Genomic DNA, 20105 nt, shown 5'->3' on the forward strand with positions numbered 1-20105 from the left:
CCTCATTTGCCCCTACGGGTCGGACCTTGGAGCGCCCCTCTCAGAGCGGGCGCTTCTTTTTTGGATCGGGCTTCTCCCCGCCGGCTCGCGGGATGCTTCTCGGACAACCCTCGACCCGCTCCGGACCCAAGACCATCGTCATTACGAGGCGCCCTGCGGGGCGAAGAAGCAGACGATGGCCCGGGTCGTCGGCTCCTCGCAAAGGTGGAACCTGGCATCGGGCGATACCTTGGCGTACTCGCGGCCGACGAGGCGCCCGTCCCAGAGCCGCCAGCCCTCGGCGGTTTGCGTCACCGTCTCGCCCCGGGCCTCGATGAGCTCGCGGCAATCGTGCTCGTCGCAGCACCATGGCGGATACCAGTCATGGGCGTAGGCCGCCCCGCCGAGAACGCAAGCCGATGCAAGGATAGCCAGAGCCTTTACAGGCATCATTCAGGACAAGCCTTTCCCGAGGATCCGGCCTCGACTGACGAGCTTGACCTTCATCTTGGGGCGGGCCCGATGGCGCGTCCAGCCCTGCCCCAACGGCAGGGCATCTTTGCTGCAGGCTTATCCCTGGCCCTTGAGATAGGGCTCGACCTTGCCCTTGAGCTTGATGGTCATCGGGTTGCCGAAGCGGTCCTTCGCGTTCCCGGCGGTGACCCGGACCCAGCCCTCGCTGACGCAATACTCGTCCACATTGGTCTTCTCGGCTCCGTTGAAGCGGATGCCGATCCCCTTCGCGAGAAGCTCCTCGTTGTAGAATGGGCTGTCCGGGTTCGAGGCCAGGCGGTCGGGAAGCGTGTCAGTCATACGAGGGTCTCTCCAATGGGGATCGTTCAGGGGCGGCAACCTACCGTCTCAGGGGCGGAAAGCCAATTCCAGCTGGAGCATCGTGCGGACCTAGCGGGCCGCGCCAGCGAGAAGTGGACCCGGTTCTCCGCCTCGAACGATGCTCTTAATCAAGGAAGAAGCATCGGGTTAGTCCCAAAAGTGCAAATCCACTTTTGGGTCCGATGCTTGTGCCGACGTGACAAGCCAGCCAGGATGTCCTACTTTCGTTGTACGCCCCTACGGCAGGACGATAATCCGCAGCGAAGCGGAAGCGATCAGGGAGAGAGAGACTTGTCGGCAGCGACAGACGGAATCCACACCGATTTTTCCGAAGGCATGAGCTATGGGGACTATCTCCAGCTCGACACCCTCCTCTCCGCCCAATCTCCCCTGACCCCTGAGCATGACGAGCTTCTCTTCATCACCATCCACCAGGTGATGGAGCTGTGGCTGAAGCTCCTGAACCGCGAGCTCGATACGGCCCTGGCCCATATCCGGGCCGACGAGCTCCAGCCCGCCTTCAAGTGCACGGCCCGCATCAACCGGATCCAGGAACAGCTGATCCAGGCTTGGACCGTGCTTTCCACCATGACGCCGTCGGACTACCTCAGCTTCCGGCCGGCGCTCGGCAAATCCTCGGGCTTCCAGTCCTGGCAGTACCGGCTCGTGGAGTTCAAGCTCGGGGCCAAGGACGCGGTGAAGATGGCCCCGCACCGGCACCGCAGCGACCTCGCCGAGCAGCTCGACGCCGCCTACCGGGCGCCGAGCCTGTACGACGAAGCCCTGCGCCTGCTCGCCCGCCGCGGCTACGCGGTTCCCGCCGAGGTGCTGGAGCGGGACGTGACGCAAGCTTACACGGCTCACCCGGGCGTCGAGGCGATCTGGGAGGAGATCTACCGCCACGCGGGCGAGCATTTCGATCTCTACGAGTTGGCCGAGGAGCTGGTCGATCTGGAGGACGCATTCCAGCAATGGCGTTTCCGGCACATGAAGACGGTCGAGCGCATCATCGGCATGCGCAGCGGCACCGGCGGCAGCAGCGGCGTCGGCTACCTGCGCAAGGCGCTGGAAAAATACTTCTTCCCTGAACTCTGGTCCGTTCGCGGCAAGCTCTAATCAGGTTGAGTGCATCATGCTTGATCTTCGCTCCCAGTTCTCCCGCTTCCTCGGCTCAGAGCCCGACCGCCTGCATTTCGCAGCCCACAGCCACCACCCCTGGCCCGACGTGACACGCGAGGCGCAGGTGCAGGCCTGGGACGATGCCGCCCGCCTCATGGACGGCAAGTGGGAGCACATCCTCGGGCCCGTGCTCGACGAGTTCCGCGGCCATGTGGCCGGGCATCTCAACCTGCCGGATCCTTCCACCATCGCGGTGGCGCCGAACACGCACGAGCTCCTGAAGCGCATTCTCTCCTGCTTCCCGGCCGACCGCCCCGTCCGCATTCTCACTTCCGATGGCGAGTTCCATTCCTTCACGCGCCAGATCGCGCGGTTGGAGGAGGAGCGCCTGGTCGAAGTCACCCGCGTGCCGGCCGAGCCCTTCACGACCTTCGAGGACCGCTTCCACTCCGTCGCGCAAGCGGGCTTCGATCTCGTCTTCGTCAGCCAGGTCTTCTTCAATTCGGGCTTCGCGCTGGACGGACGCCATCTTGCGGAGTGCAGCCGCGACGGCGCGATGATCGTGATCGACGGCTATCACGGCTTCATGGCGCGGCCGACGGATCTCGGCAGCATCGCGGACCGCGTGTTCTACATGGCCGGCGGCTACAAATACGCCATGGCCGGCGAAGGCGCGTGCTTCATGCACTGCCCGCCCGGCTGGGGCCTTCGCCCGCGCGACACCGGCTGGTACGCGGCCTTCGGCAATCTCACCAACGCGCAGAGCGGACAGGTGGGCTACAGCCAAGACGGCTGGCGCTTCATGGGCGCCACCTTCGATCCGTCCGGGCTCTACCGCTTCAACGCGGTCATGCGCTGGCTCGCGGACGAGGGCATCACGCCGGGCATCATCCACGCTCACGCCAAGGCCCTGCAGCAGCATTTCCTGCGCCGGGTCGGCAACTCGGCCCTGTTCGAGGACGCGGCGCTCGTGGTGCCGGCGGACGAGACGCGGCGCGGCAACTTCCTCACCTTCCAGACGCCCGCCGCGCAGGCCATCCACAACGACCTCAACGAGCTTCGCGTGGTCACCGACGTGCGAGGCCAGCGCCTGCGCTTGGGCTTCGGCATCTACCAGACCGAGGAAGAAGTGGACGATCTGGTGCGGCGCATCGACGAGGCAGGCGCGCTCGAATCCCTGCCTGTCGGCACCTCGTCGGCTGCGTAAAGCTTACAGCCCCACCATCTTCATGGCCGGTTCCGGATAGCGGGTGCCGGCGGCTGCGCCCGGCGGGATGATGCGGTCGATGCGCGCGAGATCCTCGTCCGTGAGCGACACGTCCATGGCCCCCACATTCTCTTCCAGGTATCGGCGGCGCTTGGTGCCGGGGATCGGCACGATGTCGTCGCCCTGCGCCAGCACCCAGGCGAGCGCGAGCTGCGAGGGTGCGCAGCCCTTCTCGCGCGCCATGGTCTCGATCTCGCGCACGAGGTCGAGGTTCTTCTGGAAATTCTCGCCTTGGAAGCGCGGCGAGTTGCGGCGGAAATCGTCTTCTGCCAGATCGTCCACGCTCCTGATCTGGCCGGTGAGAAAGCCGCGGCCGAGCGGCGAATAGGGTACGAAGCCGATGCCGAGTTCGCGCACGGTGGGCAGGATCTCGTCCTCCGGATCGCGGCTCCACAGCGAGTATTCGGTCTGCAACGCGGCGATCGGATGCACCGCATGGGCGCGGCGGATGGTCTGGGGACCGGCCTCCGAGAGGCCGAGGTAGCGCACCTTGCCCTGGCGCACGAGATCCGCCATGGCGCCCACCGTGTCCTCGATGGGCGTCTCGGGATCGACCCGGTGCTGGTAATAGAGATCGATCACGTCGACCTTGAGCCGCTTCAGGCTCGCCTCGCAGGCCTGGCGCACGTAATCGGGCTTGCCGCTGATGCCGAGGCGCTCGCCGTTGGGGCCGCGCACGTTGCCGAACTTGGTGGCGAGCACGACCTTGTCGCGCCGGTCCGCGATGGCGCGGCCGACCAGCTCCTCGTTGCGGCCGACGCCGTACATGTCGGCGGTGTCGAGGAAGGTGACGCCGAGCTCGATGGCGCGGTGGATCGTGGCGATGGACTCGGCCTCGTCGCCGTTGCCGTAGAACTCCGACATGCCCATGCAGCCGAGGCCGAGGGCGGATACCTGCAGTTGACCGAGCCGACGCTGCTGCATGGGAGATCTCCGTGTCCGACGTGAGGATGCCGCCGCGGCCGTGGCGGCGGATGGAGCATCAACTGGATTCGCTCGACCCGGTTTCAAGGGCGAGGAGCGTCAGCGACCCGTCGGGGCAGAGCGGTTGAAGAGAAGGGCGCCGGGATGATCGCGCATGGCCTCTTCCGTGCAGGCCTCAGGCCCCACACGGCCGCCGAGGGCCGGATATCGCCGCGCCAGCTCGTCGAGGGTCACGTTCTCCGCAATGCGGGGATGCGCGACACACAGGGCGCCATCCCTACCCCAAGCGGCCTCGAACGGCAGCGGATCCGTGGCTTCCGGGCGCTGGATGCCGAAGCGGTCGTAGACATCGACAAGCGTGCCGTCGCGGGTCGCAGGCCGGTCGTCGCCGCCGTAACCGGCGCGCATCATGTGAATGCAGGCGGCGTGCAGATCGGGCATCGGCACATCGGTGCGGGCATCCCAGGGCCGGTAGCCCATGAGGATGCACTTGCCTTGCGCGCCGCTCGTGCAGGTGAAGGCGATGCCGCCATCCTGCTGGACCGGCAAGCCCAACTGCCGGCCGCGGGCATCGGGCAGGCAGGCGTTGCGAAAGGTTTGCGCGACAGGGTCTTCGACCAGAAGCCGGTACAGCACCACGGGCCCACCGGGCACCCCGGCCTCCTCTTCGACAGAGTCGATCAGAACGTGGACGTCCTGCCCTCCCCGCTGGATGACAAGGCGAGCGCCCATCAGGTCCTGCCGCGCAAGCACGCGTCCGCCCTCGAGGTGGAGCTTGAACTCACCTTTGTCCGCCTCGAGACGGCCGCTCATCGCCTGCGCTGCGCCGGATGAGGCAAGAGCGAGGATCGCGCTGACGCTGAAGAGAAGGAGCGCATGCATGGCAGCCCTCATCGCAGGCCTCGGAGAGCCCTCGCCGAATGTCGGCGAGGGCTCTCCGTCTCGGCTTAGCGAAGCGTAACCTTCGAACCATCCTTCAGGATGATGCCGGTGGCCTGCCTATTCTGGCCGCCGACAACGCCCTCGCGGGCAGCGCCATTGAGATTGCGGCCATTAAGACTGCCGCCATTGAGATTGCGACCGTTCAGATTGCGCCCATTGAGCAGAACGCCGTTCAGGTTGCGCCCGTTCTCGGACACGCCGTTGAGATTCCGGCCGTTGAACGACAGGCCGGGCCGGGCATCGGCGTGCGAAGCGACGACGAGACCCGCCGTCAGCGCAGCGGTCAGGATGGTTAGAGACTTGATCATTGTGTTCACCTAAAGCCCCTTTGATTGAACATGTCCTTGCCGGCTCTTGTTTTGAAACAATATATTGGTAAATGACATGTCGATCTCAATGAACCTTGGGTTGAAAACTTTCCTCACGAAAAGGCCCTGTGTCCTAGCGCACATGCCCAAGGGTGAGGCCGCAGGGGTCTTAACCGGTGCTAAGGCCGTGCTATGCTTGAGGGATGCACTCGTCATCCATCACAATCCGCCGTCTCGGCCCGAAAGACGTTCCGGCTCTTCGTCGGCTGAACGCCTTGTTCGGACAAGCTTTTGAGGATCCTGAGACCTATACGGGCAATCAGCCTGAGGACGCCTACCTGGAGGGGTTGCTTGCGAAGGAGCACATTCTCGCCGTGGTGGCGCTGGCCGGCGAAGAGGTCCTAGGCGGGCTCGTGGCCTATGAACTCGACAAGTTCGAGCAGGCGCGGCGCGAAGTGTATATCTATGACCTTGCCGTTCATGCGGAGCATCGGCGGCAGGGCATCGCGACGGCTCTCATCGAGCATCTGCGCGGGATCGCCGCCGGGCGGGGCGCCTGGGTGATCTATGTGCAGGCGGATTACGGCGACGATCCGGCCATCGCGCTCTACGAGAAGCTCGGGACCCGTGAGGACGTGCTGCACTTCGACATTGCGACGGCGCCTGTGTCCCGCTGATCCGGATGCATCACGCTGCCTGCCCGGCGCACCAGCCCGACGACCAGGCCCACTGGAAATTGTAGCCGCCGAGCCAGCCGGTCACGTCCACCACCTCGCCGATGAAGTAGAGGCCCGGCACCGACTTCGCTTCCATGGTGCGGGATTCGAGCTCGCGGGTGTCGACGCCGCCCAGCGTCACCTCGGCGGTGCGGTAACCCTCCGAGCCCGCCGGCTTGAAGCGCCAGCGGTTCACCGCCTCCTCGACGGCGCGAAGCCGCTTGTCGGAATAATCCGCCAGGTTGGTCGGTCCCTTCTCGGCCTCGGCGATGAGCTGCGCCAGACGCTTGGGCAGGAACGTTGAGAGAGCCGTCTGCAGCGCCTGCCGTCCATTATGTGCGCGGGCAGCGCGCAGCTCCTCGAACAGGTTCACGCCCGGCAGCATGGACAGGGTGATCTCGTCGCCCTCGCGCCAATAGGAGGAGATCTGCAGGATGGAGGGGCCGCTCAAGCCGCGATGGGTGAAGAGCAGCGCCTCGGCGAACTGCGTCTTGCCGCAACCAGCCACCGCATCGACCGCAACGCCCGCCAGCGGTGTCAGCCGCTCCAGCAGATTCGGCTCCAGGGTCAGCGGCACGAGGGCCGGGCGCGTCTCGACAATCTTCAGCCCGAACTGCTGCGCGAGATCGTAGCCGAAGCCGGTGGCGCCCATCTTCGGAATGGACTTGCCGCCGCTCGCCACCACGAGGGACCGGCATTGCACCGCGCCGTGCGAGAGCCCGAGCGCAAACCCCTCAGGTGTTCTCTCGACGGATTGCACCGACGTGGACAGGCGCAGTTCCACGTTCGCCTGCCGCATTTCGTTCAGCAGCAGATCGACGATCTGCTTCGACGAACCGTCGCAGAAGAGCTGGCCCAGGGTCTTCTCGTGATAGGCGATGCCGTAGCGCTCCACGAGGGCGATGAAGTCACGCTGCGTGTAGCGGCGCAAAGCTGAAATGGCGAAGCTCGGGTTCTGCGAGATGAAGTTGGCCGGCCCTGCGTTGAGGTTGGTGAAGTTGCAGCGCCCGCCGCCGGAGATGCGGATCTTCTCGCCGGGCTTGGCCGCATGATCGACGATCAGCACGGAGCGCCCGCGCTTGCCGGCCTCCGCCGCACACATCATCCCGGCAGCACCCGCGCCGATCACCACAACGTCGAATTGATCCAAAGGAGGTTTCCCTGCCAGAGCGGGCCCGCAGGAGCAGGCTGTCCCGCCCGTGGCTAAGGGATCGCCGAGGATCTTGCAAGGCTCCGCCGCGGGACCCCGCGGCGGCTTGCGCCTCGGTCAGATGACGAAGAAGTCCTTGTGGGTCATGGCGAGCTTCTTCGACAGGGTGGCGATCTCCACCTGCTTGCTCTTGCCGGAGCCATCGGCGTCGTAGAACAGCACGCCCTTGTTCTTGTCGTAAACGACGTAGTCGTTCTTGTCCTTGGCCTTGGAGCCGACGGTGAAGAAGTCCTTCTTCAGCTGAACCGGCTTCTTCTCCGTGCCCTTCTTGCCGAGCTTGGAGAACACGGCGTTGTCGAGCCAGATCGAGTCGTCCTTGACCTTGAAATCGAGGATCTTGTCGAGGTTTGAGCTCTTGTTCGGCTTGGTGTCGAATATGAAGGCATCGCGGCCCGAGCCGCCCTTCAGGACATCCTTGCCAAGCTCGCCGCGGATCCTATCGTTGCCGTTGTCACCGGACAGCGTATCGCGGCCGTTACCGCCATAAATTTTGTCGTGGCCACCGGCGCCCTTAATCGTATCCGCTCCGGATCCACCGACCATCAGCTCCGAGCTTCCTGAACCTTCGATAGCCGTTCCGGGTGTTACCGGCGGACGGTATCCCGATGAAGTATATGTGCCGCTGGCGTCGGTGATCTTCTTGACACCATTCGATTGGAGTTCATGCCTCTCCAGGTCGGTGAAAGTCTTTCCCTCAAGGATGACCCAGATGTTCTTTCCGCCCTGACCGCTGATAATAGGTGCGAGCTTCCCGTCGCTAATCAGAAGAGTGGGTGCACTATCGGCAAAAGAAATCGTCTCGATATTGGATATTGCCTTCCCCCGCAGGTCGAGACTTGGTCCGTGAAGATGCAACGTGTCGCCCGCGGTAAAGAAGTCAGGCTTGCCTCCATCCAAGGCTGTGACCGCGGAGAGCGTCTGCGCATTGAACTCGAAGATTTCCTCGGCATCGCTCCCCTGCACCTTCTCGATACCGGTGAAGGCGCCGAGCTTGGAGAAATCATACCTGGCGCGATCCCAGGGCTGCGCATTCGGCATGGAGAACCTGAGCGTATCGAATCCGGCGCCGCCATCGAGAACATCGCCGACGCCGAGGTCATTCAATCCTGCAACAAAAACCTCGTTGGCGGCTGTTCCGCTCAATGAATCGAGGCCGGGGGTCAGGACCATCACGTTCGCCGCAGCAACGGTGACGTCAATCGTGGCGACGCCCTTTCGCATGCCGCCATCGGATGCGGTGACGAGGATCGTGCGGTGCGCAGCGAATGTCTGATCGGCGTTGATGTCCACATAGGTGAGGGATCGGACCAGCTTGTTGACCAGTTCCGGTGTCGCCCCGCTCATCAGCGCCACCGACAGATCCTCGCCGGGAGTATTGTAGATCGTTCCAATCTCGGTTCCATCGACGCTGATCCTGCTGCCGGCAAAGAGACCGTCCGACAGGCGCACTGCGCCTGTCGCGTCGATTCCGATGCTCTCGGTCGGGAGCTTCTGCCCCGCAATCCGAACCGACAGGGAGCTGATCACCCCGTCGTCATCGGTGACCGCCGCATCCGCGCCCGGATCAAGGAGTACGGATTGGCCCGGAAGGGTATGCACGGACGATCTGTTCAGGTTAGCAATGACCGGAGCCTCATTGATGCTCACCGCACCGTCGGCATAAGTAATCTTGTCGATGCCGTGGGCATGGAGAGCTTCGCGCTCTTCCAGGCTCAATGACACACCGTTCATGATGAGGTGGTCGTTCTGCCCGAAGCCATTGATCTTGAAAGCGGTGGCCTTGTCCGCAAGCGTCACGACGGAGTTGTCCGACAGCAGATTGATGCGGGCGAAGTTCAGAATTGCCTTCGCGCGGAGATCGAAATTCGTCCCCTCCAGCAGAAGGGAGTCATCGGACGAACCGGCGCCTCCGTCAATCGTTGCCACACCCAGCAACTGATCGTCGCGAAGCCAGATCGTCTCGCGATCTGATGTCGCGCGAATGATCTCGATGCCCGACAGAACGGAAAGATCCGATAGATCAAAATATCCTGAATAGTAATCGGACCGCAGATGAAGCGTATCGGTTCCCGCGCCTCCGTCGATGGTCCCAATCCATTGGTTGCCGCCAATAGAAGCCGTCAGCGTCAGAACATCGGCGGCGGCAGTACCGACAATATTGAGAGTAGTAGGACCTGAAAAACCAAAACTCATGGATCTAACAACCAATGCAGGTTACATGGCCGAAACTTGGCCATTCGTGAGAACCCCTCGGAAATGCCACAATATTGCAACCCTGTATAGGCATAGCCGGCCCAAAATCCATGGAGCAAAGGCGGGGTCAGTCCGGATTTTGATCTCGGCTCACCCTCCTCAGATTGAAGGAGATACCTGCGGGTCTACCCTTTTCCGTTCTTCATAGCCGCACGTCCCAACGCGACGGCGTGTCAGTTTGCCGCTCCTTTACGATACTTAGAACTATATACTTACTGTCATCTCATCACCTGCGTCTGTCCGATCTGAAGACAGAGCTGGGCCAGGAACTGCGGTTCGCCTCGGAGGATGAGATCGTCTATTTGTTCCGCGAGTGCGACCGTGGTGCCATTCCGCCCGTCGACACCTGCTCCGGAATTGATGCCCTCATTGACGATGACATGGAACGGAAGCAGGACATCTATCTCGAAAGCGGTGATCACGCCGTGCTCGTTCAGATCAGAGGTAGAAACTTCGCCCCCCCTTAACCCTCAGGCACAGCATGGATCGTTCAGCGAACCCATGTCCCGCGTGAAGCGAGAAGGCGTGCTGACAGAGCAACTCAGGACGAGCAGCTGACCGTCTCTGAAGTGGCCGGTTCGGCAGATGACGGGAACTGTGGTAGAGCTCTCCGCACTCAAGCTCCGAGCCTGCCTCGGCCTTTCCCTTTGCTCTGGGTAGTCGCTCCTCTCAATGCCCCATCTTGCCGAATACGGCGCCCTGTTCGCCGCTGCCTTCCTGTCGGCCACGATCTTCCCGTTTCAGTCGGAGGCCGTGCTGTTCACGATGCTTGTGGCCGATCGCTACACCTGGTGGGTGCTCATTCTCGTGGCGAGCGTAGGCAACATTCTGGGCTCGGTGGTGAATTGGTTCCTGGGCCGCTTCTTCGCCCATTTCGAGGATCGGCGCTGGTTTCCGGTAAAGCGCAGCCAAATGGTCAAGGCCGAAGCCTGGTATCACAAATACGGCCGGTGGACGCTGCTGCTCAGTTGGATGCCGGTTATCGGCGACCCGCTCACCATCGTGGCCGGGTTGCTGCGGGAGCCCCTGCGGGTGTTCATCCCGCTCGTGGCGCTCGCCAAGACCGGGCGTTACCTCGCCGTCGGAGCCCTGAGCCTGGGGTGGATCTAGGGGCCCTGCAGGCTCGACCAGATCTCTTCCAGGTGGCTCGGCTCGATCACGTCGCCGGATGCGGTGCGGATGACCGCGTGCATCCCGGCAGGCGCCTCGTTGGTCATGGCCCAATGAACCGCCTCCCGCAGGGAGCGGAATTCGATGATATCGCTGGGAGCGCCCTGGCTGCCATCCTGCGGCCCCAGGGGCTCGTATTGCAGATGAGCCGGAGCATCCAGATCGGTTTGCATCACCATGTCGCCGTCCTGCCCTTGTTCGAAGGATCCAGGCGGGACAACGCTTGCGGAGGCTGGGCCGTTTCAGCTTGGCTGCTAGAGCATCGTGCGGCCCGCTGGGTCCGAACGATGCTCTCATCCAAGAAGGAAGCATCGGATCAGATCCCAAAAGTGCAAGTCCACTTTTGGGTCCGATGCTTTAGCAATTACCTTGCGACAAAGCAGGCGTGACCACAAGGAATGGCAAATTTTCTTGCAAATTGCGCAATTTGAGTCGAACAAGGCGCCATAGAATTAGGGGAAACCATGCCAGCCTATCGCTCTCGCACCACCACCCACGGCCGCAACATGGCGGGCGCTCGCGGCCTCTGGCGGGCCACGGGCATGAAGGATTCCGACTTCGGCAAGCCGATCATCGCCGTGGTCAACTCCTTCACCCAGTTCGTGCCGGGCCACGTCCACCTCAAGGACCTGGGCCAGCTCGTGGCGCGGGAGATCGAGAAAGCCGGCGGCGTCGCCAAGGAGTTCAACACCATCGCGGTGGATGACGGCATCGCCATGGGCCATGACGGAATGCTCTACTCCCTGCCCTCCCGCGAGCTGATCGCGGATTCGGTCGAGTACATGGTCAACGCCCATTGCGCCGACGCCATGGTGTGCATCTCCAACTGCGACAAGATCACCCCCGGCATGCTGATGGCCGCCATGCGCCTCAACATCCCGGTGGTCTTCGTCTCTGGCGGCCCGATGGAGGCCGGCAAGGTGGTGCTCAACGGCGTGACCAAGAAGCTCGACCTGGTGGACGCCATGGTGGCGGCGGCCGACGACAAGATCGCCGACGAGGACATCAAGGCCATCGAGCGCGCCGCCTGCCCCACCTGCGGCTCGTGCTCGGGCATGTTCACGGCCAATTCCATGAACTGCCTCACCGAGGCGCTCGGCCTGTCGCTGCCGGGCAACGGCTCGACGCTGGCGACCCACGCCGACCGCAAGCGCCTCTTCGTGGAGGCCGGCCACCTGATCGTCGATCTCGCGCGCCGCTATTACGAGCAGGACGATGCGAGCGTTCTGCCGCGCTCCATCGCGTCGTTCGCCGCCTTCGAGAACGCCATGACGCTCGACATCGCCATGGGCGGGTCGAGCAACACGGTGCTGCACCTGCTGGCTGCCGCCCACGAGGCGGAAGTGGACTTCACCATGGCGGATATCGACCGCCTGTCGCGCCGGGTTCCGGTGCTGTGCAAGGTCGCGCCCGCCATTGCCAACGTGCACATGGAAGACGTGCACCGGGCCGGCGGCATCATGGGCATCTTAGGCGAGCTCGACCGCGCGGGGCTGCTCGACACCTCGGTGCCCACCGTTCATGCCGAGACCATGAAGGCGGCTCTCGACCGCTGGGACGTGCGGCGCACGAACAGCCACGCGGTGCACGAGTTCTTCAGCGCCGCGCCCGGCGGCGTGCCGACGCAAACCGCCTTCAGCCAGGCGAGCCGCTACGACAGCGTGGACACGGATCGTGCAGGCGGCGTAATCCGCGACGCGGAGCATGCGTTCTCGAAGGATGGGGGACTTGCGGTGCTCTCCGGCAACCTTGCGCTTGACGGCTGCATCGTGAAGACGGCGGGCGTCGACGAGAGCATCCTGGTGTTCTCGGGTCCCGCCATCGTGTTCGAGAGCCAGGACGATGCGGTGAGCGGCATCCTCAACGGCAAGGTGAAGGCCGGCGACGTGGTGGTCATCCGCTACGAGGGACCGCGCGGCGGCCCCGGCATGCAGGAGATGCTCTATCCCACGAGCTACCTGAAATCGAAGGGCCTCGGCAAAGCCTGCGCGCTCATCACCGACGGGCGCTTCTCGGGCGGCACCTCGGGCTTGTCCATCGGCCATGCCTCGCCGGAAGCCGCCGAAGGCGGCACCATCGGCCTCGTGCAGGACGGCGACCGGATCGAGATCGACATCCCGAACCGCAGCATCCGCCTGGCCGTGGGCGACGCGGAGCTGGAGCGCCGCCGCGCCGAGCAGCAGGCCAAGGGCTGGCAGCCGGCCCAGCCGCGCAAGCGCAAGGTCTCGGCGGCCCTCAAGGCCTATGCCATGCTGGCCACCAGCGCCGCCAAGGGCGCCGTGCGGCAGATCTGATCTGAGGGGAGCCCGGCAATGCCCGGGCTTCCTCAGCGCCTGGCATGTGCGAAAACGCACATGAACTTGGCTTTTTCTCTCAGGCAGGACCGCCGCCCTCCCTAAACGGGGAGTACCCCGAACATCCGCCCCTCCTACCTGGCGCCGTTACACAATAACGGTAGGGAGGAAGCGCCATGTCGTACCGAAGCGACACTGGGTCGATGGTTTCAATGCGCCGGAAGCGGCCGAGCGCCTGCTCGGCCGACATCACAATTCCATCTCTGAGCAGGCCATCGGCAACGAGCATTCTGGCCGTGAGCCTTGCCGCAGCGGCTTCCATTGGTTCGGCGCAGGCGGCCTGCACGTCGAGCGTCGCCAACGGCGTGACGCGCGTGGTGTGTTCGGGCGCGACGACGGATCACTACTGGGCACCCGAAAACACGATTGCCGCCGTCCAGGTGCAGGCCGGCACCGTGATGAACCTCAGCGAGGCAGCCATCCGCGTGAGGGCCGGAAGCACGGTCACTGTCGAGAGCGGCGCCACTATCACGGTGACCGGCGGCAATGCAGATCAAGCCTACAATGCCATCTATGCGGAAGGCGACGGCAGTACGATCACCAACAACGGCTCGGTCTCGACAACGCAGAATTCCGTTGACGGCCTCGAGGTTACTGGCAGCAGGAACACCCTCGTCAATACCGGCCGCGTATCGACCCAAGGGGTATCGTCGGAAGCCATTATCGCGCGCGGCAACAACAACATCCTGCGCAACAGCGGCACCCTGGAAACATCGGGCTCCTCCGCCCGCGGCATGATCGCGGAGGGCCACAACAACAGCTTCGTCAATTCGGGCACGATCCGCACCACGGGTGCCGGCGGCGAAGGCATCCGTGCGGATGGCGGCGGCACGGCGAACCCGGCCGATAACGTCACGATCTCCAACAGCGGCGCGATCAGCACGAGCGGCTACACGGCGGACGGGATCCGGCTGATCGGGAACGGCAGCACGATCACCAATGAAGGCACGATCACCGCGTCGGGGCTCGAGGGCCGCGGCATCAAGGTCGAGGGCAACGGCAACCGGGTCGAGAACCGCGGCACCGTGCAGGGCTCCGGCGACGACGGCGAGGGCCTCTACATCATCAGCAATGCCGGCCAGACCAATACGGTGATCAACCGGGACGGCGGCGCCATCGAGAGCCGTGACGAGGTGGCCGTGCGCGGCCGGCACGGGTCGGAGGCGGTCGAGAACTTCGGCACGATCCGCACGCAGGCCGCGCAGGGCATGGCCATCGACCTGGCCGGCGGCAACGATTCCCTCCTGATCGGCGCGAGCTCCAGGATCGAAGGCCATGTGCGCGCGGGATCGGGCACGGACACGTTCCGACTCGGCGGCCGGACGGATGCGGCTTTCGACATGCGCGAGATCGGCGCGAACGCCAAGTACCGCGATTTCGAGCGGTTCGAGAAGGTCGACACCTCCACCTGGACCACGAGGAACGACAACAACAGCGCCATGCCCTGGGCCGTGCGCGAGGGCACGCTCCTGGTGACCGGCAGCATGGGCGGATCGGACATGACCGTGCATGGCGGCGCCACGCTCGGCGGCACCGGCACGGTCGGCAGCATCGACGCGCTGCAGGGCAGCATCCTGTCCCCCGGCGTCGACGGGGCCACGAGCCGCGCGGGCGTCGGCGATATCCGCACCCTGAACGTCAGGGGCGACGTCACCATCGCAGCCGGCACCACCTATCGGGTCGATCTCAACAACGGCTTCCAGAGCGACCGGATCGTGGCCGACGGGCGCGCCACCATCCGGGGCGGCACGGTCGAGGTCCATGCGGAGCGGGCCACATACTCGCCGGGACGCTGGACGATCCTGACGGCGCGCCAGGGCGTGACAGGCCAATTCGCCGGTGTGGACGACCTGATCTTCTTCCAGCCGATCCTGACCAAGGACGCCAACAACGTCTATCTCGAGCTGCTGCCGAACGTGTTCGACCCTGCGCCTCCCGAGAACCCGCGGGATCCCCAGGATCCGGACCGGCCGAACCGCCCGAGGCCGGTTCCGCCGCTCCAGCCCGAGACCACGCCGCCGGTCACGATCCTGCACCACGAGAACCTGTTCCGCGCGGCCATCCTCTGCCGCCTGCGCTGCTCGTCCTCCGACGCCATGGGGGCGGTCCCGTCCTTCGTGGCGATCGATTCCGTGCCGGTTCAGTACACGGCGGATCTCCCCGGGCGGAATGCGCCGGTGGCCGAGGCTCCGGCCGCGCGGGGAACCGGCTGGGGCATGTGGGGCAAGGTGCTCGGCTCCTACGGACGCACCGACGCGACGCCGACCTCCGCCGCCATGGAGCGGAGCACGGGCGGCATCGTGGTCGGCGTGGACGGCGGGCTCGGCACACCCTATCGCCTCGGCATCGCGGCCGGGTATCTCGCCACGTCGTTCGACATTGATGCGGCGGCCGCTTCGGGCGAGGTCGACAGCTTCCATATCGGCGCCTACGGCTCCGCCGCCTTCGGAGACTGGAGCCTGCGCGGCGGCGTGGCTTACGCTCACCACGAGATCGCCCTCGCCCGCGGCACCGTGAATGGCCGCTTCCGCGGCGGCGAGACGGACACCTCGGCCGATTCGGTGCAGGTCTTCGGGGAGGTCGGCTACACGTTCCGGCTGTCGGACCGCGTGACCCTGGAGCCGTTCGTAGGCCTCGCCCACGTGCATGTGAGCAGCCACGACGTGGTGGAGAACGCCTCCCCGTTCCAGGCGACAGGCGAAGTCGCCGCGTTCGACACCACCTACTCCACCCTCGGGGCGCGGCTTGTCGCCACCATGCCCACGAGCGCCGGCGCCCTGACCTTCAAGGGCATGCTCGGCTGGCGCCACGCCTTCGGGGACGTGGCCCCGGAGGCGCGCTTCACCGTCGAGGGCTTCCCCACCCCGTTCCTCGTGGTGGGCGCTCCCATCGACCGGGACAGCCTCGTGGTGGAGGCCGGCCTGAACTGGCAGGTGAGCGAGAAGGTCACCGTCGGCCTCATGTACGACGGCGCCATCGGCGAGCGCGACCAGGAGCATACCCTGCGCGGCAGCTTGAGCGTGCGGTTCTGAAAGCTCGGCCGGGGCTGCGGCGGCTTCGTCCGCCGCAGCCAAAGGTCTCAGGGCGGCAATCCTGCCTTGACGAAACACTGTCTCCTGGAGTCCAGTCGGTCCTGTCAAATCAGCCTCAGGACTCCCGATGACACGCTTTCTATGGGCCGCCGGCCTGCTTCTGCTCACGGGTGCGGCCCAGGCCCAGGGCATGCCGGAAACCAGGCCGCTGCAGCTCACCGTCCGCCCATCAGGGGTCGAGCCGGAGGTCAACGAATCCATCGAGCGGCAGCAGAAGCTTCTCAGGCGCCTGGAGCGGAGCAACCACATGGTGCGCTCGATCTGCATCAATTGCGGGGACGAGTGGAAACACCAGATCTACGCCCCGTTCGACCCTTATGCGGCGCTCGGCCGTCCCGCCCAGCCGTCCGACGACGGCAGTAACTAAGTTTGCCAGCTGACCTTTGGCCGCGCCAGGATTGTGTTGAGAAGGTTTTCCGGAACCCCTATATCCAGGGAGGTCGAGGACGACCTCGATCCCGTGGCAAACGGTAGGGACGGCCCTGCCTATGACGGAGGTCCTGTCATGGCATGGACTTGGCTCACGCTTGCCGGATTGTTCGAGATCGGCTGGGCTATCGGCCTGAAATACACCGACGGCTTCACCCGGCCGGTCCCTTCCGTTCTGACGCTGCTGAGCATGGCGGTCAGCGTCCTTCTCCTCGGCCTCGCCCTCAAGACCCTGCCGGTCGGGACGGGCTATGCGGTCTGGACCGGGATCGGCACCGTTGGAACCGCCCTGCTGGGAATTCATTTGTTCGGCGAACCGGCAACCGTGATGCGTCTGGTCTGCATCGGCCTGATCGTCTCCGGGATCCTCGGCCTGAAGTTAGCCTCAGGCTAGCTTGGGCCGATATGATGGGGCCATCATGACCGCATTCGCTCAGACAAGGCCGAGATCCTCGGCACGAGGCCTCAGGGCCTTCGTGCTGGTGGTCTGCCTTGTGATCCTGGGCCTGGAGGGCTGGCGCTACTGGCACGACCGGGGGCACGAGTTCGACCGGATCCGGGCCGAGACCCTGAACCTCGCCAAATCCCTGACCCAGCACGCGCAGGACACTTTTGAGCTCGCGGACGCGCTCCTGGTGGATGTGGTGGACCGGGTCGAGACGCGCGGCACCGAGCCCGATGCACTCCTGCGGCTGGACGACTTCCTGGTCGACCGGGTTCAGCCCCTCCAGCGCATCAAGGCGCTGACGATCTTCGGCGAGGACGGCACTCTCCTGAGCAGCTCCCTGCCCGGACACCGCGGCCGCGTGAACATCCGGGACCTGGACCTGTTCAAGCACCACAGCACGGAAAGCAGCAGCAACTGGTTCGTGGGCCCGCTCATCCGCGACCCGCTCGGCGGCGATTGGGTGCTGACGATCTCGCGGCGCTTCAACAAGCCCGACGGCAGCTTCGGCGGCATCGCCCAAGCCAGCATTCCTCCCCGGTACTTCGGCAACTTCTTCGGCCGGTTCGACGTGGGATCGCAGGGCACGATCACGCTGATCCACAAGAACGGCACCATCGTATCGCGCTATCCCTATAACGAGCGTGCGGTCGGCACCAATATCCTGAACGACCCCCGGTTCAGCAATGCGAAGGGCTCCGGCAATTACGAATACGATTCACCCGTCGACGGGCTGACCCGCATCGGCGGCTATCAGCGCAACCACATCTTCCCCGTGGGCGTCGTTGCGGCCGTGGGGCGGGACGAGGCGCTCGCGCGATGGAACGAGGAATTCGTGTTCCGCAGCAGCATCATCGGCCTGCTCGTCCTCACCATCGGCTCCCTCGGATGGATCCTCGTCGGCGCCCTGCGGCGGCGGGAGGAGGCGGAGGCGGAGTTGGCCATTCTCGCCACCACGGACGGCCTGACGGGTCTCGCCAACCGACGAACCTTCGACAGGCAGCTCGAGGCGGAATGGCTGCGGGCCGCACGCCAGAAGACCCCCGTTTCCCTGCTCCTGATCGATGTGGATCAGTTCAAGGCCTACAACGACATTTACGGGCACCAGGCGGGCGACGAGTGTCTGCGCAATATCGCGAAAACCATCGCCGCCGTAGCGCGCCGCCCGGGAGATCTGGCGGCGCGCTACGGCGGCGAGGAACTGGCCATTCTCCTGCCGGGAGCCGATGAGGCGGACACCGCGGCCATTGCGGAGGACCTGCGTGCGAAGGTCGAAGCCCTTCGCGTGCGCCACGACGCCAATCCTCCCGCGCGCATTCTCACGGTCAGCATCGGCAGCGCCACCCGCACCCCGAGCCTCGACCGCTCCCGCATCGGCCCGGACGATCTGATCACCCTGGCCGACGCGGCCCTCTATCGTGCCAAGCAGAACGGGCGCAACTGCGTGGCGAGCGCGAAAGCCGCCTGATCAGGATCTCTCCGGTCAGGCGCTTTTGGATCAGAACACGTTTTCGTCGAAAGCCGGCTTCACCAAGCCGCCCCACGCGCCGTGATAGCGCTCCAGCAGGCGCTCGGCCTGCGTGCGGCCTGAAGCGACGATCTCCTCCGCATAGACGAGGTGCCGCGTCTCGTCGCGTCCGGCCTCGTCGAGACAGGCGCGGCGCTGGAGGCCGGCGCGGGACAGCGCCAGCGCGTCGCGGGCGACGTCCTGCACGGAGCGTCCTGCGATGGTCGCCTTCAGCGCCTGCCTGGGCACTTCGGCGCGCAGCTGCTGGCGCTGCTCGGCGCTCCACGCCTTCACGAGTTCCCAGGCGCCGTCGAGGGCGGTGTCGTCGTAGAGAAGGCCAGTCCAGAACGCCGAGAGCGCAACGATGTGCTCGAGATTGCCCACATCCGCGCCGCGCATCTCGAGATAGCGCTTGAGGCGCACTTCGGGGAACAGGGTGGAGACGTGGTTTGCCCAATCGGAGCGCGTGGCGCGCTCGCCCGGCAATTGTGCGAGCCTGCCGGCGAAGAGATCGCGGAAGGATGCGCCCGACACGTCGTGATAGGTCGAGTCGCGCTTGACGAAATACATCGGCACGTCGAGCGCCCAATCCACGTAACGCTCATAGCCGAAGCCTTCCTCGAAGGCGAAGGCCATCATGCCCGTGCGGTCGCGGTCCGTGTCGAGCCAGATGTTGGAGCGCATGGACAGGTAGCCGTTGGGCTTACCGTCGGTGAAGGGAGAGTTGGCGAAGATCGCCGTCGCGATGGGCTGCAGCGCCAGCGAGACGCGCAGCTTCTTCACCATGTCGGCCTCGGAGGCGTAGTCCATGTTCACCTGCACCGTGGAGGTGCGGTACATCATGTCGAGGCCGAGCGAACCCACCTTCGGCATGTAGTTCGTCATGATGCGGTAGCGGGCCTTGGGCATCACCGGCGTCTGGCCCCGAGTCCAGAGCGGGCTCATGCCGAGCGTGAGGAAACCAATGCCGAGCTGTTCGCCCACGGCCTTCACGTCGGCGAGGTGCTGCGCCGTCTCGCGGGCCGTGTCATGCAGGTTGGCGAGCGGAGCGCCGGACAATTCGAACTGCCCGCCGGGCTCCAGGGAGATCGCTCCTCCGCCTCCGTCATCGGCAAGGCCGATGGGGTGGCCGTCCTCCATAATGGGCGCCCAGCCGGTGCGCTCCTGCATGCCGTCCAGCAGCGCGCGGATGCCACGGCCGCCGTCATAGGGAACGGGGGAGAGATCGGCTCTGTAGAAGGGAACTTTTTCGTGCTCGGTGCCGAGCCGCCATGACTCGCGCGGCTTCTCGCCGGAGGCGATCCATTCCACGAGTTCCGACCGCGCACCGATGGGGGTCGTATCGGATACGTCCCGCGCCATGCATCACCTCATCAAAAAGCGCGTTCAAGGCGCGCCGACTTAAGCGTCGGACCTCAATAAGGGGCTTAACGCCAAGGTGCAATGCGGGACCCATGCACAAAACGATGAGCGCTCCAGCGCATCATGCGGGCCTAGCCACACGACAGGCCAGTGCAAGCATCGGGGGAAGCCCGAAAGCAGCCTCCCCTTTCAGG

19 protein-coding genes are annotated in these 20105 nt (G+C 64.8%); 10 read left to right on the top strand and 9 right to left on the bottom strand.

The window, feature by feature from the left end; genetic code table 11:
• Positions 1 to 141: 141 nt before the first annotated feature.
• The gene (locus JAO75_RS03040; protein WP_199046577.1) at positions 142 to 432 is read right to left on the bottom strand and encodes a hypothetical protein; all 291 of its coding nucleotides are present in this window, start codon (positions 430 to 432) and stop codon (positions 142 to 144) included.
• A gap of 117 nt (positions 433 to 549) precedes the next feature.
• On the bottom strand, positions 550 to 792 hold the full coding sequence (locus JAO75_RS03045) for a DUF3297 family protein (protein WP_199046578.1): 243 nt from the start codon (positions 790 to 792) through the stop codon (positions 550 to 552).
• Between the two features lie 312 nt (positions 793 to 1104).
• Here JAO75_RS03045 and kynA point away from each other — a divergent pair, with 312 nt between their 5' ends.
• Together kynA and JAO75_RS03055 are read left to right on the top strand one after the other, a co-directional pair.
• Positions 1105 to 1929 carry a tryptophan 2,3-dioxygenase gene (gene kynA, locus JAO75_RS03050; RefSeq protein ID WP_199046580.1) on the top strand — a complete coding sequence of 275 codons (825 nt, stop codon included), beginning with the start codon at positions 1105 to 1107 and terminating at the stop codon, positions 1927 to 1929.
• 16 nt (positions 1930 to 1945) lie between these two features.
• Positions 1946 to 3139 (top strand): aminotransferase class V-fold PLP-dependent enzyme, encoded by a 1194-nt coding sequence (locus JAO75_RS03055; RefSeq protein ID WP_199046582.1) that lies wholly within the window; start codon positions 1946 to 1948, stop codon positions 3137 to 3139.
• A 3-nt stretch (positions 3140 to 3142) separates the two neighbouring features.
• Here JAO75_RS03055 and JAO75_RS03060 read toward each other — a convergent pair whose 3' ends face one another.
• From JAO75_RS03060 to JAO75_RS03070, 3 genes are all read right to left on the bottom strand, one after another.
• Positions 3143 to 4123 (bottom strand): aldo/keto reductase, encoded by a 981-nt coding sequence (locus tag JAO75_RS03060; RefSeq protein ID WP_199046584.1) that lies wholly within the window; start codon positions 4121 to 4123, stop codon positions 3143 to 3145.
• Between the two features lie 99 nt (positions 4124 to 4222).
• Positions 4223 to 5005 (bottom strand): ADYC domain-containing protein, encoded by a 783-nt coding sequence (locus JAO75_RS03065; RefSeq protein ID WP_199046586.1) that lies wholly within the window; start codon positions 5003 to 5005, stop codon positions 4223 to 4225.
• Positions 5006 to 5070: 65 nt separating this feature from the next.
• Positions 5071 to 5373 (bottom strand): hypothetical protein, encoded by a 303-nt coding sequence (locus JAO75_RS03070; RefSeq protein WP_199046587.1) that lies wholly within the window; start codon positions 5371 to 5373, stop codon positions 5071 to 5073.
• Positions 5374 to 5576: 203 nt separating this feature from the next.
• Here JAO75_RS03070 and JAO75_RS03075 point away from each other — a divergent pair, with 203 nt between their 5' ends.
• Positions 5577 to 6050, top strand: coding sequence for an AAC(3)-I family aminoglycoside N-acetyltransferase (locus tag JAO75_RS03075; RefSeq protein ID WP_199046588.1), 474 nt, complete (start codon positions 5577 to 5579; stop codon positions 6048 to 6050).
• A 10-nt stretch (positions 6051 to 6060) separates the two neighbouring features.
• On the opposite strand, the gene JAO75_RS03080 is transcribed toward JAO75_RS03075, so the two are convergent.
• Positions 6061 to 7239, bottom strand: a complete 1179-nt coding sequence (locus JAO75_RS03080; RefSeq protein WP_199046589.1) for a BaiN/RdsA family NAD(P)/FAD-dependent oxidoreductase — start codon at positions 7237 to 7239, stop codon at positions 6061 to 6063.
• A gap of 117 nt (positions 7240 to 7356) precedes the next feature.
• A complete protein-coding gene (locus JAO75_RS03085; protein WP_199046590.1) occupies positions 7357 to 9492 on the bottom strand; it encodes a calcium-binding protein in 2136 nt (711 codons plus the stop codon).
• Between the two features lie 230 nt (positions 9493 to 9722).
• Between JAO75_RS03085 and JAO75_RS25440 the strand changes: the two genes are divergently transcribed.
• Both JAO75_RS25440 and JAO75_RS03095 read left to right on the top strand, forming a co-directional pair.
• Positions 9723 to 10019, top strand: coding sequence for a YbaK/EbsC family protein (locus JAO75_RS25440; RefSeq protein ID WP_199046591.1), 297 nt, complete (start codon positions 9723 to 9725; stop codon positions 10017 to 10019).
• Positions 10020 to 10224: 205 nt separating this feature from the next.
• A complete protein-coding gene (locus JAO75_RS03095; RefSeq protein WP_199046592.1) occupies positions 10225 to 10662 on the top strand; it encodes a YqaA family protein in 438 nt (145 codons plus the stop codon).
• Here the strand turns inward: JAO75_RS03095 and JAO75_RS03100 are convergent.
• Positions 10659 to 10901 carry a hypothetical protein gene (locus JAO75_RS03100; RefSeq protein WP_199046594.1) on the bottom strand — a complete coding sequence of 81 codons (243 nt, stop codon included), beginning with the start codon at positions 10899 to 10901 and terminating at the stop codon, positions 10659 to 10661. The two genes, JAO75_RS03095 and JAO75_RS03100, sit on opposite strands and share 4 nt — an antisense overlap.
• 285 nt (positions 10902 to 11186) lie before the next feature.
• On the opposite strand from JAO75_RS03100, the gene ilvD reads away from it, so the two are divergent.
• From ilvD to JAO75_RS03125, 5 genes are all read left to right on the top strand, one after another.
• Positions 11187 to 13016, top strand: a complete 1830-nt coding sequence (gene ilvD / locus JAO75_RS03105) for a dihydroxy-acid dehydratase (RefSeq protein WP_199046596.1) — start codon at positions 11187 to 11189, stop codon at positions 13014 to 13016.
• Positions 13017 to 13312: 296 nt separating this feature from the next.
• Positions 13313 to 16108: an autotransporter domain-containing protein gene (locus tag JAO75_RS25320; RefSeq protein ID WP_199046598.1), complete on the top strand. Its 2796-nt coding sequence runs from the start codon at positions 13313 to 13315 to the stop codon at positions 16106 to 16108.
• Between the two features lie 127 nt (positions 16109 to 16235).
• Entirely contained in the window at positions 16236 to 16535 is a 300-nt protein-coding gene (locus tag JAO75_RS03115) for a hypothetical protein (protein ID WP_199046600.1), read from the top strand.
• Positions 16536 to 16673: 138 nt separating this feature from the next.
• The gene (gene sugE / locus JAO75_RS03120) at positions 16674 to 16991 is read left to right on the top strand and encodes a quaternary ammonium compound efflux SMR transporter SugE (RefSeq protein ID WP_199046602.1); all 318 of its coding nucleotides are present in this window, start codon (positions 16674 to 16676) and stop codon (positions 16989 to 16991) included.
• Positions 16992 to 17016: 25 nt separating this feature from the next.
• Positions 17017 to 18510 (top strand): sensor domain-containing diguanylate cyclase, encoded by a 1494-nt coding sequence (locus tag JAO75_RS03125; protein ID WP_199046604.1) that lies wholly within the window; start codon positions 17017 to 17019, stop codon positions 18508 to 18510.
• Between the two features lie 30 nt (positions 18511 to 18540).
• On the opposite strand, the gene JAO75_RS03130 is transcribed toward JAO75_RS03125, so the two are convergent.
• Positions 18541 to 19911 (bottom strand): glutamate--cysteine ligase, encoded by a 1371-nt coding sequence (locus JAO75_RS03130; RefSeq protein WP_199046607.1) that lies wholly within the window; start codon positions 19909 to 19911, stop codon positions 18541 to 18543.
• Positions 19912 to 20105: the final 194 nt, after the last annotated feature.

The sequence above is a fragment of the Microvirga splendida genome, assembly GCF_016427565.1.
Taxonomy (GTDB): domain Bacteria; phylum Pseudomonadota; class Alphaproteobacteria; order Rhizobiales; family Beijerinckiaceae; genus Microvirga; species Microvirga splendida.

Coding starts and splice junctions, on each gene's coding strand:
- JAO75_RS03040 (WP_199046577.1), bottom strand. CDS start 432: ATGATGCCTGTAAAGGCTCTGGCTATCCTTGCATCGGCTTGCGTTCTC.
- JAO75_RS03045 (WP_199046578.1), bottom strand. CDS start 792: ATGACTGACACGCTTCCCGACCGCCTGGCCTCGAACCCGGACAGCCCA.
- JAO75_RS03055 (WP_199046582.1), top strand. CDS start 1,946: ATGCTTGATCTTCGCTCCCAGTTCTCCCGCTTCCTCGGCTCAGAGCCC.
- JAO75_RS03060 (WP_199046584.1), bottom strand. CDS start 4,123: ATGCAGCAGCGTCGGCTCGGTCAACTGCAGGTATCCGCCCTCGGCCTC.
- JAO75_RS03065 (WP_199046586.1), bottom strand. CDS start 5,005: ATGCATGCGCTCCTTCTCTTCAGCGTCAGCGCGATCCTCGCTCTTGCC.
- JAO75_RS03070 (WP_199046587.1), bottom strand. CDS start 5,373: ATGATCAAGTCTCTAACCATCCTGACCGCTGCGCTGACGGCGGGTCTC.
- JAO75_RS03075 (WP_199046588.1), top strand. CDS start 5,577: ATGCACTCGTCATCCATCACAATCCGCCGTCTCGGCCCGAAAGACGTT.
- JAO75_RS03085 (WP_199046590.1), bottom strand. CDS start 9,492: ATGAGTTTTGGTTTTTCAGGTCCTACTACTCTCAATATTGTCGGTACT.
- JAO75_RS03095 (WP_199046592.1), top strand. CDS start 10,225: ATGCCCCATCTTGCCGAATACGGCGCCCTGTTCGCCGCTGCCTTCCTG.
- JAO75_RS03100 (WP_199046594.1), bottom strand. CDS start 10,901: ATGGTGATGCAAACCGATCTGGATGCTCCGGCTCATCTGCAATACGAG.
- ilvD (WP_199046596.1), top strand. CDS start 11,187: ATGCCAGCCTATCGCTCTCGCACCACCACCCACGGCCGCAACATGGCG.
- JAO75_RS03115 (WP_199046600.1), top strand. CDS start 16,236: ATGACACGCTTTCTATGGGCCGCCGGCCTGCTTCTGCTCACGGGTGCG.
- sugE (WP_199046602.1), top strand. CDS start 16,674: ATGGCATGGACTTGGCTCACGCTTGCCGGATTGTTCGAGATCGGCTGG.
- JAO75_RS03125 (WP_199046604.1), top strand. CDS start 17,017: ATGACCGCATTCGCTCAGACAAGGCCGAGATCCTCGGCACGAGGCCTC.
- JAO75_RS03130 (WP_199046607.1), bottom strand. CDS start 19,911: ATGGCGCGGGACGTATCCGATACGACCCCCATCGGTGCGCGGTCGGAA.